Genomic DNA, 16,684 nt, shown 5'->3' on the forward strand with positions numbered 1-16,684 from the left:
GACGGGTCACGGGACAGAGGGGCCGGCGAGGACCGCAGAGGCGAGGCGCAGCACGGCTTCGATGCCGCTCTCGCGGTCCAGGCGCAGGACGCGTTCGGCGAGTTCACGGGTGAGGGCGGTCTCGCCGCCCGCGTTGGCGTGGAACGCGGCGACCACGCGCGCGGTGTCAGGGGGCCGCACGGGGCCGCCCTCGATCCGGACGTTCAGCGTGGTCCCGTCGTGCAGCAGCGCCCGCAGCACAGCGGGTGCTTCGGCGTCGGGGCCGTCGTACGGGCGGACGGTGTGGGTGACGCGTGCCGCGAGTGCGGTCACGTCCGGCCGGAGCAGGGCCTGCGGACGGTAACTGGCGAGACTCAGCTCTCCGTCGCACAGCATCAGGGCGGTGCTGAACGGCAGGGCGAACTTGGCCTCGTACGCGGTGCGCGGCGCGACGCGGTACCGGCGGGGCACGCAGACCACGGGCTCGGTGCCCGCAGGGACCTCGGCGACGACGGAGGCGAGCGCGGCCGCTCCGCCGTACGGGACCAGCCGGGAGCGCAGCACCGCTGCCGCGTCGAGGGTGCGGTGCAGCAGGTGGCAGCACGGGTGGAGCTTGCTCTCGACCGCGCTGACGTGCCACATCTCGCCGAGGTCGCCCGTGATCTCGTCAGCCGTGACGCTGTGGCCGGCCAGTGCGGCGAACACTCCGTGCCGCCCTTCCAGAACGGTGGCCGGGCCCTCGGCACCCGCCGCGGCGAGGCGCGCGGCGAGCAGCCCGGCGTGCGCGGCAAGCCCCGGGTGCAGGGCCTTGGTGTCGCTGCCCGTGTCCAGGAACTCCAGCAGCCCGCCCGCGCTGCTGCCGGCGATGCCCAGTGCGTGGGCGGTCACCTCGGCGGATCGCCCCTCCAGCACCGAGGAGATGACGGCGGAGGCGAAGACGGCGGCGACCTGGGTGGCGTGCACGCCCCGGGCGTGGAATCGGTAGGGGGCGCCAAGACCGATGCGCAGCGCGGTTTCGTAACCGGCCGTGGCAGCGGTCAGCAGGGCGGGGCCATCGGCGCCGGCGGCGGCTGAGGCGAACAGGGCGGGCAGCACGGAGGCCGTGGCGTGTACGAGAGCCCCGGGGTGGGTGTCGTCGCAGTCCAGGGCGTGCACCAGGGCGCCCAGCGCGAGGGCCGCGGCCGGCGCCCCGACCGGCTCGGCAAGACCCGGCACCACGGCCTCCGGCGGCCCGCCGAGCGCGGCGGCCACGGCCAGTGCGGGCGCGGCCTCTTGACCGCGGGCCGCCGCGATCACACAGCCGAGCCCGTCGAGCAGTTGCCGGCACACGGCCCTGCGGATCACGGTGGGGACCTTCATAGGGGTTAGTTCGGTTGCCCACCGGGCGAGTTGGACGGCAGCGGGTGCGTGCTCCTCGTGGTCGGGGTGGGCGTGGGGGTGGGGGTGGCTGTGGCCCGGCTCATGAGGACCGTGCGGGTGCGGTGCGGGCTCTTCGGCGGCTGAAGCGGCCTGGGGCGTCTCCGGGACCGACGGGATGGTGGCCGGGGCCGCTTTCCGGCCCGACCAGGCAGCGGCGGCCGCGGCGGTGAGCGGGCGGACGGGGTCAGTCACCGAAGGCCCCCTTCGCGCGCAGCCCCGCCATCCGGCCTGCGTCGTAGCCAAGCAGGTCGCGCAGGACGGTTTCGGTGTGCTCGCCGCGCTGCGGTGCCCGCAGCGCCTTGCCGACGGGCCGCTCGCCGACCCGGACCGGGCTGGCCACCGAGCGCACGGTGCCGAAGCGGGGGTGCTCGCTCTCGACGACCAGGCCGCGCGCTTCGGTGTGTGGGTCGGCGAGGGCCTGTGGCACGGTGTGCACCGGCCCGCACGGCACCTTCGCCGGCGTGAGAACCTCCAGCCAGGCGGCTACGGTCCGGGTCGCGAACAGGGCTTCCAGCTCAGGGACGAGCCGGTCGCGGTGTTCGCCGCGGCCCGCGAAGTCGGCGTAGGGATGGCCGGGTTCGGCCCACTCGGGATGCCCGAGCACCCCGGCGAGCCGCTGCCAGAACTTCTCCTTGGCGCAGCCGACCACCAGCCAGCCGTCCTCGGCCTCGAAGGCCTGGAAGGGCACCAGTGAGGGATGGGCCGAGTGACGGGTGCGCCGGGGCTCGTAGCCGGCCGTGAGATTCCAGGTCGCCGGGTACGTGAGCATCGAGACGGCCGTGTCGTAGAGGGAGACGTCGCAGTCGCAGCCCAGCCCGTCGCGCCGGGCCGCGTGCAGCCCGGCCAGAAGCGCCAGCGCGGCGACGTATCCGCCGGAGTAGTCCACCAGCGACAGACCGGACTTGGCGGGCGGGCCGCCCGGCTCGCCGGTCAGGTCCATCCAGCCGGCCAGGCCCTGGAGGACGTAGTCGTAGCCGGGCTGGGCCGACCGTGGCCCGGTCAGCCCGAAGCCGCTCAGCGAGCAGCAGACCACGGCCGGGTTGAGGTGGCGCAGGTCGGCGTGGGTGATGCCGATCCGGGCCGGTACGTCGCCGCGCAGGTTGGAGTAGACGGCGTCGCTGTGGCGCACCAGGTCCTCGAACACCTCCCGGCCCGCTGGAGTGGTGAGGTCGAGGTGGACGCTGCGTTTGCCACGGTTGAACGTCTCGAAGAACAGGGAGTCCTCGCCCTCCTGGTACGGAGGGACGTAACGGCCGACATCCCCGCCGGAGCCGGGCTCCTCGATCTTGATGATCTCGGCGCCCAGTTCCGCCAGGTGCCAGGTGCCGAACGGTCCGGCACCGTACTGCTCCACGGCGATCACCCGGACGTCTTCCAGCGGGCGGCGGGCGGGGGAGGGGGCGGTGGTCATGGGCGCAGCTCCCGGATGAGGTCGATGACGTGGGTCTGGGACTCGCGGATCTCATGTGCCGTCAAGCCATGTACAGGCGTGGTGAGTTTGAGGCTGTCGGCACTTCCCGCGTAGCCGGTGAGGAGCTCCGCGACCTGTTCGCGGGTGCCGCACAGAGTCAGCGCGCGGGTCATCGCGGGGTCGACTGCCGCGGCCAGTCCGTCGGCGCGGGCGCCGGGGCGGCGGAACTCCTCCGTGACCCGGCGCTGCGGCTCCGCGAGGCCGTGCGCCGCGAACAGCGGGGTGTAGGTGCGTACCGAGGCGTAGAAGCCGACGTTGCCGGCGGCGCGGCGCAGGGCTTCAGCGGGGTCGGGGTGGACCGAGACGCAGACGGACGCCACCACTTCCAGGTCCTGCGGCCCCCGGCCGGCCGTGCCCAACCCGGTGTGCAGGGAGGGCAGTACGGTGTCCCGCAGATGGGCGGGGGAGCCCAGCTCGTGCCCGATCCAGCCGTCGGCGATCTCACCCGCGAGCCGGCAGGTCAGGGGCCCGGAGGCAGCCAGGTGGACCGGGATCCTGGTACGCAGGGGCCGGGGCCGGCGGTAGCCGCGTACCCGCAGCGAGGCGAGCGGACCGCCTGCCTCGAACGGGTCGCCGTCGGCGCAGCGGGCGATGAACGTCCTTACGCAGTCGACGGTTTCGCGTAGCCGCTGCGCGGGGTGGTCGAACGGGACGCCGTGCCAGTCCTCGTTCAGCCGGCGTACCCCTGTGCCGAGCCCCAGCACGGCCCGGCCGTCGGAGAGTTCGTCGAGATCCAGGGTCTCCAGCGCGCAGGTCATGGGGGAGCGTACGAAGGCCAGCGCAACGGCTGTGCCGATGCGGGCGGTGGTGGTGGCGCAGGCCAGCGCGGCGGCGGTGACGGTCGCGCTGCGGTGGAGTTCCGACGCCCACAGGGTGTCGGCTCCCGCATCCTCGGCGGCTCTCCCGGCGGCGGTCAGTTCGGCCAGGTTCTCCCCCCAGGGCGCGTAGCCGATGCGGGGCACGGCCGGGGCGGTCACTTCGGCTCCGGGGCGGTGGCCGGGCGCGGGCGCTCCGGAATGGGCTGCGCGGGAGCGGGATGTGCGGTCAGCGGGGTGCCGGGCCGGGGACGTACGTCCACCAGGGCCGAGGCACCGCGCTTGTGGACGTAGAAGGTGCGCAGGAACGAACAGACCTCGGTGCCCTGCTGGTTGATGGTCCGGGTGCGTACGGTGACGATGCCGGCCTCCGGGCGGGAGGCGGACTCGCGCTTGGAGACCACCAGCGACTCCGACCACAGAGTGTCGCCGGCGTGCACCGGGGCGGTCATGCGGATGTCGTCCCAGCCCAGGTTGGCGAAGGCGTTCTGGGTGAGGTCGGTGACGCTCTGGCCGACGGCGATGGCGACCGTGAGAGTGGACACCACCAACGGGCGCCCGAACTCGCTGCGTTCCGCGTAGGTGGTGTTGAAGTGCATCTGGCTGGTGTTCATCGTCAGCAGCGTGAACCAGGTGTTGTCCGCTTCGCTGACCGTGCGGCCGAGCGGATGCTCGTAGATGTCACCGGGGGTGAAGTCGTCGTAGAAGCGCCCGGTCCAGCCCGGACGGACGACGGGTTCGGGCTCGGCGGTGGAACTCATGGCGTCCTCTTTCGGATGCGGGCTCCCGGGGGCCGCGACGAGAGGCCGTGCGCCGCCCCGAACGGCGGGCCGGGGCAGGCGGCGGTCCGGCTCGGCCGGCTGCGGCGATGCGGTGGAGAGACAGGCGGGCCCCGGATGCGGCGGGGCAGTGGTGTGACGGGCGGGCCGGGGCGGTGTCCCGTCTCGACCCTAGGAGCGAGCCAGGCCCCCGTCAAGAGCATTGTTTCCCTGTGCGGTCCGGCGTTTCCCTTTCGAGGAAGGTGTCCGACTCTCCGCGGAAACAGGGTTTTTACGGCCCGGAGGCCGTATGCGCCTTGACAGGGGGGCGTGGCGGTGGCTCCATGTGACCCACTGATTCGAAACACCGTTTCCCGATAAGAAACACTACCGGGCGCCGCCGGTGCCCGGGTTCCACGGCACGTGCGAGTGCACGTGCCGCGCCATGGAGGGGGCAGTTTCCCGCTATGAGAGCCAAGACCATCGCACCGTGCTCGACCCGCACCGCCGCCGCGCTCGCCGCGCTGGTCGTCGCCGCGGCTGGATCGCTCGTGCTCGGCGGCGCGCGACCGGCGTTCGCCGGCAGCGCCGCAGTGTCGTACGACTGCGTGTTCTCCTCGTCCCACTCGGTGTTCAGCACCACGGCGACACTGAAGGCCGCTGACACCACCACCGCCGGCACCCCCGTCGGCCTCACCCTCTCCTTCGCCGACGGACCCGCCAACGGCCCGGTGGCGCTGACCGCGAACACCGTGGCCGTCTCCGCCAAGGTCGGCGTCTCGGGCCAGGGCGCGGTCACGGTGAGCGCGCCTCCCTCCAACGCGGCCGTCCCCGCCTACGCGGAGATACCCATCCCGGAACTCACCGGACAGCTCACCGTCGCCCAGCCCGGCACCGTCCAGCTCACCCCCGGGGACATCACCCTCAATATCACCAACTACGGCCTCACCATCGCCTGCACGGTCGAGGGCACGGCCCCCGTCCTGTCGACGGTGACCGTCACCGACGGCAGCGTCGGGTCCGCCGCCGCGTCCGTCCAGTCGATCTCTGGCCGCCCCGCCGCCGACACCACGGGAGCCCGCCGCGGTGACGTCGTCACCCTCGGCGGCAGCGGCTGGACCGCTGGCGAAGCGGTCGTCGCCGAACTGTGCGCTCTCGACGGCACCACCGCCTGCGCGGCGGACGCCGTCACCCCCTCGCTCACCGTGAACGGCGACGGCAAGCTCGCGGGTACCGTCGAGATCGGTGCCGCCGCCACGCCCGGCCCGCACAGTCTGGTGGTCACGCAGGGCTCGCTGAGAGCCACCGTGCCCCTCGGCGTCCTCGGTACCCGCGCCATCCAGCTCAGCCCGTCCACCGGCGGACCCGGTACGACCACGACCGTTACGGGCGCCTCCTTCGACCCGGGCGACGAGGTCACCGTCACCGGCGTCGACGCCGACGGCAAGCCCGTCGGTGACACACTCACCGCGCCCGTCAACGCGCGCGGCGGCTTCACCGCCTCCCTCACCCCGCCCGCCGGCACCGTGAAGATCCTGGCCACCGAGAAGGACGGCACCGCCGCGGACTCTGCCGAGGTCGCCTGGACGGCGCTCGCCGACGGCGGCAGCTCCGAGCAGACCCTCAAGGTGGTCGTCTCCGGCGGGGCGCTGACCATGGCCCAGGAAGCGGGCGAAGTCACCCTCTTGCCCGTGTCGGTGGACGGAACCGAGCACTCCTCGACCGGCGACCTCAAGGCCGTCGAGGTCAAGGACTTCCGCGGCAGCACCCGCGGCTGGTCGCTGGTCGGTACGGTCACCGACTTCACCAACGCCGCGGGAGCAGCCATCCCGGCCGGCAACCTGTCGTGGACGCCCACCTGTGACGTCCACGACGGCGCCGCCGCCGCCTCCACCGTCACTCCGGGCAGCGCGGGGGCACTCAGCTCCACCACCGCCGTCCCGCTGTGCACCCAGGCCGCCAGCAACGATCCCGCTTCGGTCACCGGTGGCGACTTCGACGCCGGCGCCGCGCTCGACCTGAGCGTGCCGGCCATCACCCAGGCCGGCGAGTACGCGGCCGTCCTGCGTCTGACCCTCTCCTGAGACGCGCTCGGCTCCGCCCACGGGTGCCGGCTCCCGTGTCCGGTCCGAGCGAACGACCCCAGCCCCCCGCGGGCCCCGTACTCCGGGGCCTGCGGCCGTCCGGAGGATCTGACAGACCGATGCGTCCTACCGCCCGCGGCCGCGTGGCCGCTCGTACGGTTCCGATCGCCGTGCTCGCGCTGCTCACCGCCCTCGTCGGCTGGCTGCCGTCCGCGGCCGCGGACGGCAAGGACGGGAAGTCCCAGGCATGGTCGGTACAGCCCACCGACAAGGGGTCCGGCGCCGCCCGGCGGCTGGCGTTCCAACTGGACGCCCCGCCCGGCGCCGTCATCCGCGACTCGGTGCGCATCAGCAACCTCTCCACCGAACCCATCTCCTTCCAGGTGTACGGCGCCGACGCCTACAACACCCCCCGCGACGGCGGTCTCGCCTACCGCCAGGCCGGCGAGGCCCAGCACGACGTCGGCGCATGGGTGCAGCTGCGGACCAACGCGATGGTCATCCCCGAGCGCCGCGCCGCCGACATCCCGTTCACCGTCACCGTCCCCGAGGACGCCACCCCCGGCACCCACACCGGCGGGGTCATCGCCCTCGACAACGCCCTGCGAGGCGCCGGCACCACCGACTCCGGCGTGGACGTCAGCATTCAGCGGGCCATCGCGGTCCGCCTGGAGCTCACCGTCTCCGGGCCCCGCACCCCGGGCCTGTCCGTGACCGGGGTCCGCCTCGACCAGGCACCGGGCGGCGCCCCCTTCGAAGCGGGCCGGGCCACCGTCCAGTACACCGTCACCAACACCGGCAACACTCCGGTCCAGGGCAAGGCCGCCATCGAGGTCACCGGACTGTTCGGCCGCACCGTCGCGACCCGCACCCGGTCGCTGCCGCTGATCCTGCCCGGCCAGCACACCGAACTCACCCTCGACGCAGGCCGTTCCCCACCGGTCGACCTGCTGACCGCGAAGGTCACGGTCACCGGCACCGGCACACCCGCCACGACCGCCCGCGTCCATCGGCTCGCCCTGTCCTGGCCCACGCTCGCCTCCGTGGCCGTCGCCGCGGCCCTCCTCGCCGTCGGGCTGTCCCAACTCCGCCGGCGTCGCCGCACCCTCGCGCTGGAGCACGCATGACCACTCACCGGGCCTGGGCGCAGCCGGCCGCCCACCGCCTCCTCGCCCCGCTTCCGGGCGCCGCCGCCGCGGCCGTCGCCGCTCTCGCCCTGGCCGCCGGCCCGTCATGGGCGGCGGACGGCGCGGAAGCCGCCCGGCCCGGCGTCACCACCGACGCCACCCGGCTGGTCCCGGGCCGCCCCGTCACCGTCGGCGGCACCGGCTGGCCCGTCGGGGCCACCGTGCAGACGGAGGTGTGCGGACTGCGCGCCGTCCACGGCAGCTCCGACTGCGACACCACCCGCGGCGCGGTCGCCCTCGTCGCGGCCGACGGCACCTTCCGGCTGACCCTCCTGGCCGGTGCTCCGCCCGCCGACTGCCCCTGCGTGATCCGGGCAACCACCGGAGCGGGTCAGGACGCCCGCAGCGCCACGACCGACATCGAGCTGGCCGACGTCCCCACGGGAGTGGTGCCCGACACCGGAACCGATGCTCCCCGAGCAGCCGTCGTCGACGCCGAACTGGCAGGCGGCGGCAGCCTCGCAGAGCTCTTCGGTGGCCGAGCGCACCGCACCCTCGTTGTCACTGTCCGCAACACCGGGACCGCCACGCTCGGCCGCACCCCGCTCATCGTCCGCTGGGGGACCGGCGGCAGCGCCGACACCGACGTCGCCGCCCCCCTCACCTCCCCACTGAAGCCGGGGGAGCAGGCCACCTACCGCATTCCGATAGCCATGCCGCCGGCCTCGTTCGGCCGTTACTCGGTGGGTGGCCGGTACGCGTCCCGGTCGTTCCTCGTCACCACCGACCTCTACCCCTGGGCGCTGATCTCCGTCGCCGGCGCCTCGGTTCTGCTCGCCGTCTTCTCCACGGGCTGGGCGATCCGCCGCCGCCGTAACCGCCCGCCCGCGCCGGTCCCGGCGCCCGCTCCGGCCCTCTTCCCCGCCCCGGCGGCCATCCGGGTCACCGCCGAAGGACTCCACTCGATGCTCACCACGCTGCCCCACACCCCGGCCGGCTCCGGCGATCCCGCGGAGCCGGGCGAACTCCTCGGCCTGGAGGGGCTGCTACGCCGCCTGGCCGACCGGCCTGCCCTCATCGATCCCGTACAACTCAACGTACTGGAAGGTGTGTTGGCCTCCTGTCCCGCCCCAGAGTCACAGGGCATCGCACCGGCGGCGGCCGAGCCCGGGGGGCAGGCGTGAACCGGACCATCCCGGCAGCGCAGCCCCCGACGCCCGCCGCCGCGCCCGCCGCCGCAGCGGGAGCCGCCACCGGACTGGTGCCCGGCGCCCTCGTGCTCGGTGCCCAGCAACTCGGTGGAATCGTCGGCATGCCGGGCGCCGCCGTCCGCTACGTCCTGCTCACCGGGGCCCTCCTGGCCCTGGCCGGGCTGCCGCTCACGCGACGCCTCGTCGCCCGCTGCGGGGGCCACTCGCGCGGCGCGGCACGGTGCGCGCTGGCGGCCTGCGTGCTCGCCGCGCTCGCGGGCGCCTTGCCGCACGTCGCCGTGTTCTGCGGCGCGGTCCTGGTGGCCGCGCCCCTCGGCGCCGCCGCCTTCGCCCTGCGTGCCGCGCCCGTCTGGTACCCGGCGGCGCTGGCCGGGTTCGCCGCGAGCGGGGCGGCCGTCCGGCTGTTCCCGGACCGCCCTGAGACGGCCCTGCTGCTGTGCGGAGCGGCCGGTGCGCTGGTCCTCGCTCCGGTGGCCCTGTCCCGGGCCGTGCCGGAACCTGACTCGGTTCCGGGCCCGGAACCCGAGCCGGGGCGCTCGGCGGCGGCCTCCCACGCCGCTCTCGGCTTCGCCGCCGGGGTGGGCGCCCTGGCCGCCCAGGACTTCTTCACCTTCCGCTTCGAACTGCTCGGTGCGCAGCAGGCCACGTACTTCGCCGCGGCAGCAGCCGGAGCCGCGCTGCTGTGCCTGCTGTTCCGCGTTCCCGCCGGCGGTGGGAACGCCGCTGACGACCGCCGGGCCGCCGCGACTCTCCTGGCGGGTTCCTGCGCGGCCCTGCTCGCACTGGCCACCGCGGCCGGCCCGGACCGGCTGGCCGTCTCCTTCGGTGCCCTGCTCGGCTGCGCCGCGCTCGCCGGCCGGCACCTCGACCGGGCGTTCGCGGGCCGTCGCCCCGACGCGGACGCGGGCCGGCTCGTACTGGGCGCGCTCGTCGGGATCGGCGCGCTGTCCGGCCTGCGCGGCGCCCTGGATGCCGGTGACGCCCTCGCTCTGTGCGCCCTGCCACCCCTCGTGGGGACCGTCCTGCTCGCCCGAGCCGCCGCCAGGGCTCCTGTGCCCGAAGCGGCCGGCGAACCGCTGCTGCGGGTGCACGACCTGACCGTACGACGGAGCGGGAGCACCGAGATCCGGCGGTTGCGCCTGGTCGCCGCTCCCGGCGACGTACTCGTGCTGCGTGACGAGAGGTCGGGGCGGCGGGCGGTCGCCCTGCTGCGGGTTCTCGCCGGGCTGGACCGGCCGGCCGCCGGCCGCGTCCGGCTGCACGGCCAGGACGTACGGCGGATGAGTACGCGCTCGCGCTGGCTGCTCGGCCTTTCCGCGGCGGTGGACCCGGTGAACGCAACCGGCGTCGGTGTACTGCCGCAGATCGCCTCTGACCGGACGGTGCGCGAGGCGCTGCGCGCCGCCGCCGAGCGGCACGGCCCGGTCCGCGCGCGGGAACTGGAGGAGCACGCCCTCGCTGCCTTCCCGGTGCTGTGCGAGCGGATCGACGATGCTCCGGCCGCACTCGAACCCGCAGAACGCTGTGTGCTGGGCCTGGCGCAGGCGCTCCTCGCCCGACCACGGCTGCTCCTGCTCGACCTGACCGCCCCGACTGCCGCGGCCCTCGCCGACGATCCTCAACTGGCATCCCTCGTACGCCGGATCGCGGGACAGGGGGCGGTGGTGCTGGTGGCCACCGCGGGCAGCGCCGCCGCACCGCTGGGTGGCCGGGTGCTCGACCTCACCGAGCGCCGCCCTCCCCGTCCCGGCCGGTTTCGACGTGCGCCCGCCGCCCCCGGCTCCGACGCGGCGCGATCCAGGCAGGCCGTCCCGGGCGCGGCGGCCGACCCTCACGAAAGGAAACCGGCATGACCCACTCCGCACGGTCGCGCCTTTGCCGTGCCGCCACGGCAGCGGCCTTCTGCGGCCCGCTGCTGATCCCCCTGCTCGGGCCGGCCGCTGTGGCCGGGGCCGCGGACGCGGGCGCGACCGTCACGGTGTCGCAGGCCACCGGTCTCGTCGAGGGCGGGCACATCACCGTCACCGGTAAGGGATTCCGGCCGGGACTCACCTCGGTCGCGGTGGGCCTGTGCAAGCAGGGCTACCGCGACAACAAGGACTGCGACCTCAGCGGCGGCGCAGCCCTGGTGAACATCGACGCCCACGGGCGGCTGCCCGAGGTCAGGCTCACCGTGCACCGCACGGTCGCCGGCGCCGACTGCCGCACCGCCCAGTGCGTCGTCGGTGTCTCTCCGCTGCCCGCCGGCACCCCCGCCTCCCTGCGCCCGCCCAACACCGTCGACATCCTGATCGGCCTGAAGGGCGGCACCGTCACCGGTGAGCCCTCCGGGATCGGGCACGCACAGCCGGCCGCCGCAGGAGGCAAGGGTGCCGAATCCGGCTGGGACGGCCCGTCGGTGGCGCTGTGGGCCGCATGCCTGTCCGTGGTCGTGCTCTGCGCCGGGCTGTCCCGGCTCCCGTTCCGCCCGAAGCCCTTCCCGCTCTCCCGTACTGGAGGTACCCCCTGATGCGCATCGTGCTCCGCCGGACCACCGCACTGGCCTGTGCCGGCGCGGTGGCGTTCGCCACTGCCGCCCTCATCGCCCCCACGGCCTCCGCCGCGGGCGTGCTCACCGTCAGCAAGACCACCGGACTCGCGGTCGGCGACACCGTCACCGTCTCCGCGAAGGGGCTGGGCGCGAACCAGCCCTTCGTGCCGCTGGGCCTGTGCAAGCCGACCCCCGCCGCGCCGACCGACTGCGAGACCTCGGCCGACTCCGCCTACATCGGCAAGACCGATGCCTCCGGTGTCTGGCACGCCACCTCCGACAACGCCACCAGCGTCAAGGTGACCATCAAGGCGAAGGCGGGCGGCGTGAGTTGTACCGAGGCCCCCGGAGCCTGTGTGATCGCCGTCTCCATCACTGCCACCAAGGAGATGGTGCAGGTGCCGCTCACGGTGTCTGCCGGCGGCAGCACCCCGTCCACCAGCCCGTCCGCCACCGCTACGTCCACCACCTCGGGAGGCTCCTCGTCCGGCACCTCCTCCGGGGGATCCTCGACCACGTCGTCCGGCGGCACGTCCGGTGCCGACGACAGCCTGGCCAGGACCGGGACGCTGGACGGAATTCCGGTCGGTCTGCTGGCCGCCGGGACGCTGGTGCTCTGCGGCGGCTCGGCCCTGCTGCTGATGCCGCGCCGGCGGCGCGACTGACGAAGGGCCTGCCCCCGCTCGTACGTCCGCTCCCGCGACACAGGCCGTGTCACGGGAGCGGACTGCGTACGAACGAGCAAGAGGAGGGCCGGGCCGGTCGCTCAGCCCGGCCCGGGGCGCGCCGTGAGCCGGTTCAGGGCATCATCCAGCGTGATCACGTCGGCGTACTTCGAGTCCAGGTCGAAGAGGTTGGCCTCGTGCGGCCCCGGGTCCCGGTCTGCCGCGGCCTCCCGTACCACCTGTGGCCGGAAGCCGTACTGGAGCGCGTCCAGCGTGCTGGCCCGTACACACCCGCTGGTGGAGAACCCGCCGACGACCACGGTGTCGACCCCGCGCTCGGCGAGCATCCGGTCCAGGCCGGTGCCGAAGAAGGCGCTCGGGTAGTGCTTGCGCACCACCAGGTCGCCTTCCTCGGGCCGGCAGACGGGGGTGAACTCCGCGTGGGGGTCTCCCGCCCGGAAGGCGTCCAGACCCGGCACCTTACGGTGGAAGTGCGGCGCGTCCCTTGCCGGATCGCCCTCGTAGTGGACGGCGGTGAAGACCACCGGAGCTCCGGCAGAGCGGGCCGCCGACGCGAGCGCCGCCATGGCTGCCAGGGCCGCTGTGCCGGTCTCCAGCCATAGCCGCGAGCCCGGATCGGCGTAGGCGCGGACTGCGTCGACGAGCAGGAGCGCGGGGCGTTCGCCCCAGCCCACGCGGCGGCCGAAGCCGGCCGCCGCGTAGTCGTCGTCGAGCCGGCCGCCCACCTAGATCACTCCGTCCGCGGCGAGCCGTGCGCGTTCGGCCTCGTCCAGGCCGAGCACGCCGCCCCAGATCTCCTCGTTGTGCGCGCCCAGAGCGGGACCCGCCCAGCGGACCTTGCCCGGCGTGTCGGACAACCGAGGCACCACGTTCTGCATGGGGATCTCCCCGAAGTCGGGGTGCGGCAGCCGGACGATGGCCTCCCGCGCGGCGAAGTGAGGATCGCTCAGCATGTCCTCGGCCGTGTACGTCCGCCCGGCCGGTACACCCGCACCGTGCAGCGCCGCCAGCAGTGTCTCGGCCTTCTGGCGGCCGGTCCACTCGGCGATCACAGCGTCCAGCTCGGACTGGTGCGCGCCGCGCGCGCTGTGCGTGGCGTACCGCTCGTCCTCGGCGAGGTCCTGACGCCCCATCACCTCGGTGAGGCGGGCGAAGACGCTGTCCTGGTTCGCGGCGATCAGGACATCCGCGCCGTCGGCCGTCGGATAGACGTTGCTGGGCGCCACGTTGGGCAGGACGGCGCCGGTGCGCTCCCTTCGGTATCCGCCGATCTCCCACTCGGGGATCAGCGACTCCATGTACGCGAGCACCGCCTCGTACAGTGCGGAGTCGACGACCTGCCCGCGCCCGGTGCGTTGCCGGGCGTGCAGGGCCATGGTCGCCCCGTAGGCGGCCATCGTGCCGGCCAGGGCGTCTCCGAGGGAGACCCCGGTGCGGGACGGGGGCCGGTCGGGCTCCCCGGTGATGTGGCGAATGCCGCCCATCGCCTCGCCGATGGAGCCGAAGCCCGCCCTGGGGGCGTACGGGCCGGTCTGGCCGTAGCCCGTGACGCGGACCAGGATCAGGCGGGGGTTGAGGGCGGACAGGGTGGCGTAGTCCAGTCCCCAGCGCTCCAGGGTCCCGGGGCGGAAGTTCTCCACCAGTACGTCGGCGGTGGCGATCAACTCCCTTGCCAGACGCTGGCCTTCGGAGTGGCGGAGATTGCAGGTGACGGACTTCTTGTTACGGGCGACCACCGGCCACCACAGAGAGGTGCCGTAGGGGCGTTCCCGCCCCCACTGGCGCATCGGGTCGCCCTTGCCAGGGTCTTCGAGCTTGACGATTTCGGCGCCGTGGTCGCCGAGCAGCTGGCCGCAGAAGGGGCCGGCCAGCAGCGTGCCGGTCTCCACCACGCGGATATCGGAGAGGGGTCCAGTCATGGGTCTGAGTGTAGATTTGGGAAACGCTGTTCCGCCAGAGGAACCGGGCAGGCAGAATGACGGACATGGAGAGCAGAGCAGCCGAGGCGGCCCCGTCCGCTGTCGGCATCGTCGAAGTCGCCCCGCGTGACGGGCTGCAGAACGAGTCCGAGATCCTGACGCCCGTCGAGCGGGCCGAACTGATCGCCCGCGCCGTCGCCGCCGGCGCACGACGGGTGGAGGCCGTTGCGTTCGTCCACCCCGGCCGGGTTCCGCAGATGGCGGGAGCCGAGGAGGTGATGGCGCTCGTGCCCCGCGCCGAGGGGGTGAGCTACTCCGGCCTGGTGCTCAACCTGCGCGGGCTCGAACGGGCCCTGGCCGGCGGAGTGGACGAGGTGAACTGCGTCGTGGTGGCGAGCGACACCTTCTGCCGCCGTAATCAGGGCGTGGGCACCGAAGACGCCTTCACCGCCTGGGAAGCCGTCGCCGCCCGCGCCCACGCGGCCGGGGTGGCCCCCTCGCTCACCATCGCCGCGGCCTTCGGCTGCCCCTTCGAGGGCGAGACGCCAGAGGACCGCGTGGTGGAACTGGCCCGGCGCGGCGCGCTGACGGGCGCGGTGGAAGTCGTGTTCGCCGACACCATCGGCGTCGCGGCCCCTGACGCGGTGACCCGGGTGCTGCACGGGGCCGCGGAAGCCGCCCCCGGCACCGGGCTGCGCTGCCACTTCCACAACACTCGCAACACCGGCTACGCGAACGCCGTGGCCGCCCTGCACGCCGGGGCGACCTGGCTGGACGCGTCACTCGGTGGCATCGGAGGCTGCCCGTTCGCCCCTGCCGCCACCGGAAACATCGCCACCGAGGACCTCGTCTACCTGATGGAGCGTATGCGGGTGCGTACCGGCATCGACCTGGAGGCCGCGGCGGACATCGGCCGCGGCCTCGGCGACCGGCTGGGCAGCCCCGTGCCCGCACTGCTCGGCAGGGCCGGCGGGTTCCCGCCCGGTGCCGGGTCCGAACCCGCTCCGCCTCCGGCGCCCACCGCCGGCCGACGAGTCCGACAAGGAGAGTGAGGAGCGTCATGGGCGCACATCCGCACGGCTGGTGGATCCTGCTGCACATCGTGCTGTTCGTGTTCTGGCTCGGCGGCGATCTCGGTGTCTATGTCTCCAGCCGCTATGTGCTGGCTCCCCGACTCGGTTTCGAAGCGCGGTCGACGGCTCTGCGCATCATGGGTGCGCTCGACATGGGGCCGAAGATCTGTCTGGTGCTGTTCCTGCCGAGCGGGGTGACGCTGATGGCGCTCGACCCGCACGGCGCCCCTCTGCTGAACGCGTGGACCGCGACGGCCGCCTGGGTGGCCGCAGGGTGCTGGCTGTGGCTGACGGTGTACGACCACCACCACCCGGGCCGGTACCCGCTGGTGCGCCGCGCCGACTGGACCGTACGCGTCGGACTGACGGCGGTCCTGCTCGCTGTGGGCGCGTACACCCTCTTTGCCGCCGAGCCGTTCGGTGTCACCACCCGGCCGCACTGGCTGGGCGCCAAGGTGATGCTCTACGCGACGGCCATCGCCTGTGGCCTCGGCATCCGGCTCAGCCTGCGGCCGTTCGGCGGGGCCTTCGCCGCCCTGGCCCGCGACGGGTCCACCCCCGACACGGAGAACGTCCTGCGCCGCGCGGTCGACGGCTGCGTGCCGTACGTCGTGGGGATCTGGAGCTGCGTGCTGGTGGCCGCAGCCCTCGGCGTGCTCAAACCCGGCGCGTCCCTGTGACGGTGCGGGCCCCCGTGCCGGGGACGGGGGCCCGCACGGCCCGAGCGCGGGCAGGTGAGACGCTCAGCTGGTGCCGGGGCGGTGCCCGAACTCGGCGGAGATCCGCTCCGCGGCGGCCATCAGCAGCGGAACGCAGTCGGCCAGACGGGGCTTGAAGCGCGACTGCGGGCCCGTGACACTCAGCGCGGCCACCACATGCCCGTCGTGTCCGAGCACCGGTGCCGCTGCGGAGATCGACCCTCCCTCGCGTTCGCCGGACGAAGTGGCGTAGCCGCGGCGGCGGATGGCGGTGAGCTCCTTGCGCAGCTTGGCCGGGTCGGTGACGGTCCGTTCGGTGAGCGGCTCCAGGTCGTGCCGGCTCAGGTACTCCTCGATCTCGTGCTCCGGCATGAAGGCGAGCACCACCTTGGAGGAGCTGCCCGCGTGCAGCGGGTAGGGGATGCCGAGGGCCACCTCGATCCGCAACTCCTGCTGCGGGACGACCTGGTCGACGTAGAGCCGGGTGTCGCCGCGCCGGATGGACAGCGTCGCCGTCTCGCCGCACTGCGCGGCCAGTCGCCGCAGCTCCGGGGCCGCCATGGTGCGCAGGTCGGTCCGGGCCAGGTAGGCGCGGCCCAGCGAGATGGCGGCCGGGCCGAGGGCGTAGCGCCGGGTCACCGGATCGGCCAGTACGAGGTCGCGGTTGCGCAGGGCGGTGAGGATGCGGTGCACCACTGCCTTGGTGATGTGGAGTTCCTGCGCGATCTCGGTGACGCCGAGGTCGGCCCGGCCGCTGCGGCCGAAGAGCAGGAGTACGTCCATGGCCCGCTCGACGGCGGCGATCGACCTGCTGCTGTTCTCCTCGCTCACGCTCTTCCTTCTGCGGTGCCGGGCCGTTTGGGGCCGGTCGGGGCGTTTGCGCCGACCAGGTCCCAGCATAGGGCCGTGATTTC

15 protein-coding genes are annotated in these 16,684 nt (G+C 73.8%); 8 read left to right on the forward strand and 7 right to left on the reverse strand.

Features of this window, described 5'->3' with window-relative positions:
- Positions 1-6: 6 nt before the first annotated feature.
- Genes ACIQM0_RS37675 through ACIQM0_RS37690 form a run of 4 tightly spaced genes read right to left on the reverse strand, consistent with a single transcriptional unit; the run spans position 7 to position 4,445 of the window.
- On the reverse strand, positions 7-1,590 hold the full coding sequence (locus ACIQM0_RS37675; protein ID WP_401295411.1) for an MmgE/PrpD family protein: 1,584 nt from the start codon (positions 1,588-1,590) through the stop codon (positions 7-9).
- The gene (locus ACIQM0_RS37680; RefSeq protein WP_401295413.1) at positions 1,583-2,809 is read right to left on the reverse strand and encodes a CaiB/BaiF CoA transferase family protein; all 1,227 of its coding nucleotides are present in this window, start codon (positions 2,807-2,809) and stop codon (positions 1,583-1,585) included. The genes ACIQM0_RS37675 and ACIQM0_RS37680 overlap by 8 nt, the downstream gene beginning before the upstream one ends.
- The gene (locus ACIQM0_RS37685; protein WP_401295415.1) at positions 2,806-3,846 is read right to left on the reverse strand and encodes an LLM class flavin-dependent oxidoreductase; all 1,041 of its coding nucleotides are present in this window, start codon (positions 3,844-3,846) and stop codon (positions 2,806-2,808) included. The genes ACIQM0_RS37680 and ACIQM0_RS37685 overlap by 4 nt, the downstream gene beginning before the upstream one ends.
- Positions 3,843-4,445, reverse strand: coding sequence for a MaoC/PaaZ C-terminal domain-containing protein (locus ACIQM0_RS37690; protein ID WP_401295417.1), 603 nt, complete (start codon positions 4,443-4,445; stop codon positions 3,843-3,845). Before ACIQM0_RS37690 ends, ACIQM0_RS37685 begins: the two co-directional genes overlap by 4 nt.
- A gap of 464 nt (positions 4,446-4,909) precedes the next feature.
- On the opposite strand from ACIQM0_RS37690, the gene ACIQM0_RS37695 reads away from it, so the two are divergent.
- From ACIQM0_RS37695 to ACIQM0_RS37720, 6 genes are all read left to right on the forward strand, one after another.
- Complete coding sequence (locus ACIQM0_RS37695) at positions 4,910-6,526, forward strand: hypothetical protein (protein WP_401295419.1); 1,617 nt, start codon at positions 4,910-4,912, stop codon at positions 6,524-6,526.
- A gap of 119 nt (positions 6,527-6,645) precedes the next feature.
- Positions 6,646-7,653 carry a WxL protein peptidoglycan domain-containing protein gene (locus tag ACIQM0_RS37700; RefSeq protein ID WP_401295421.1) on the forward strand — a complete coding sequence of 336 codons (1,008 nt, stop codon included), beginning with the start codon at positions 6,646-6,648 and terminating at the stop codon, positions 7,651-7,653.
- Positions 7,650-8,837, forward strand: a complete 1,188-nt coding sequence (locus ACIQM0_RS37705; protein ID WP_401295423.1) for a hypothetical protein — start codon at positions 7,650-7,652, stop codon at positions 8,835-8,837. Before ACIQM0_RS37700 ends, ACIQM0_RS37705 begins: the two co-directional genes overlap by 4 nt.
- Positions 8,834-10,717, forward strand: coding sequence for a hypothetical protein (locus ACIQM0_RS37710; protein ID WP_401295425.1), 1,884 nt, complete (start codon positions 8,834-8,836; stop codon positions 10,715-10,717). The genes ACIQM0_RS37705 and ACIQM0_RS37710 overlap by 4 nt, the downstream gene beginning before the upstream one ends.
- Positions 10,714-11,373, forward strand: a complete 660-nt coding sequence (locus tag ACIQM0_RS37715; protein WP_401295427.1) for a neocarzinostatin apoprotein domain-containing protein — start codon at positions 10,714-10,716, stop codon at positions 11,371-11,373. The genes ACIQM0_RS37710 and ACIQM0_RS37715 overlap by 4 nt, the downstream gene beginning before the upstream one ends.
- Positions 11,373-12,059, forward strand: a complete 687-nt coding sequence (locus ACIQM0_RS37720) for a neocarzinostatin apoprotein domain-containing protein (protein WP_401295429.1) — start codon at positions 11,373-11,375, stop codon at positions 12,057-12,059. Before ACIQM0_RS37715 ends, ACIQM0_RS37720 begins: the two co-directional genes overlap by 1 nt.
- Before the next feature lie 101 nt (positions 12,060-12,160).
- Here ACIQM0_RS37720 and ACIQM0_RS37725 read toward each other — a convergent pair whose 3' ends face one another.
- Positions 12,161-12,805, reverse strand: coding sequence for an isochorismatase family protein (locus ACIQM0_RS37725; protein ID WP_401295431.1), 645 nt, complete (start codon positions 12,803-12,805; stop codon positions 12,161-12,163).
- Positions 12,806-13,999: a CaiB/BaiF CoA transferase family protein gene (locus ACIQM0_RS37730; RefSeq protein WP_401295433.1), complete on the reverse strand. Its 1,194-nt coding sequence runs from the start codon at positions 13,997-13,999 to the stop codon at positions 12,806-12,808.
- A 65-nt stretch (positions 14,000-14,064) separates the two neighbouring features.
- Here ACIQM0_RS37730 and ACIQM0_RS37735 point away from each other — a divergent pair, with 65 nt between their 5' ends.
- Both ACIQM0_RS37735 and ACIQM0_RS37740 read left to right on the forward strand, forming a co-directional pair.
- Complete coding sequence (locus ACIQM0_RS37735) at positions 14,065-15,051, forward strand: hydroxymethylglutaryl-CoA lyase (protein WP_401295435.1); 987 nt, start codon at positions 14,065-14,067, stop codon at positions 15,049-15,051.
- Between the two features lie 8 nt (positions 15,052-15,059).
- Entirely contained in the window at positions 15,060-15,752 is a 693-nt protein-coding gene (locus ACIQM0_RS37740) for a hypothetical protein (RefSeq protein WP_401295437.1), read from the forward strand.
- Between the two features lie 63 nt (positions 15,753-15,815).
- On the opposite strand, the gene ACIQM0_RS37745 is transcribed toward ACIQM0_RS37740, so the two are convergent.
- Positions 15,816-16,601 (reverse strand): IclR family transcriptional regulator, encoded by a 786-nt coding sequence (locus ACIQM0_RS37745; RefSeq protein WP_385354404.1) that lies wholly within the window; start codon positions 16,599-16,601, stop codon positions 15,816-15,818.
- Positions 16,602-16,684: the final 83 nt, after the last annotated feature.

This window comes from Streptomyces sp. NPDC091387 (genome assembly GCF_044756945.1).
Classification (GTDB): domain Bacteria; phylum Actinomycetota; class Actinomycetes; order Streptomycetales; family Streptomycetaceae; genus Streptomyces.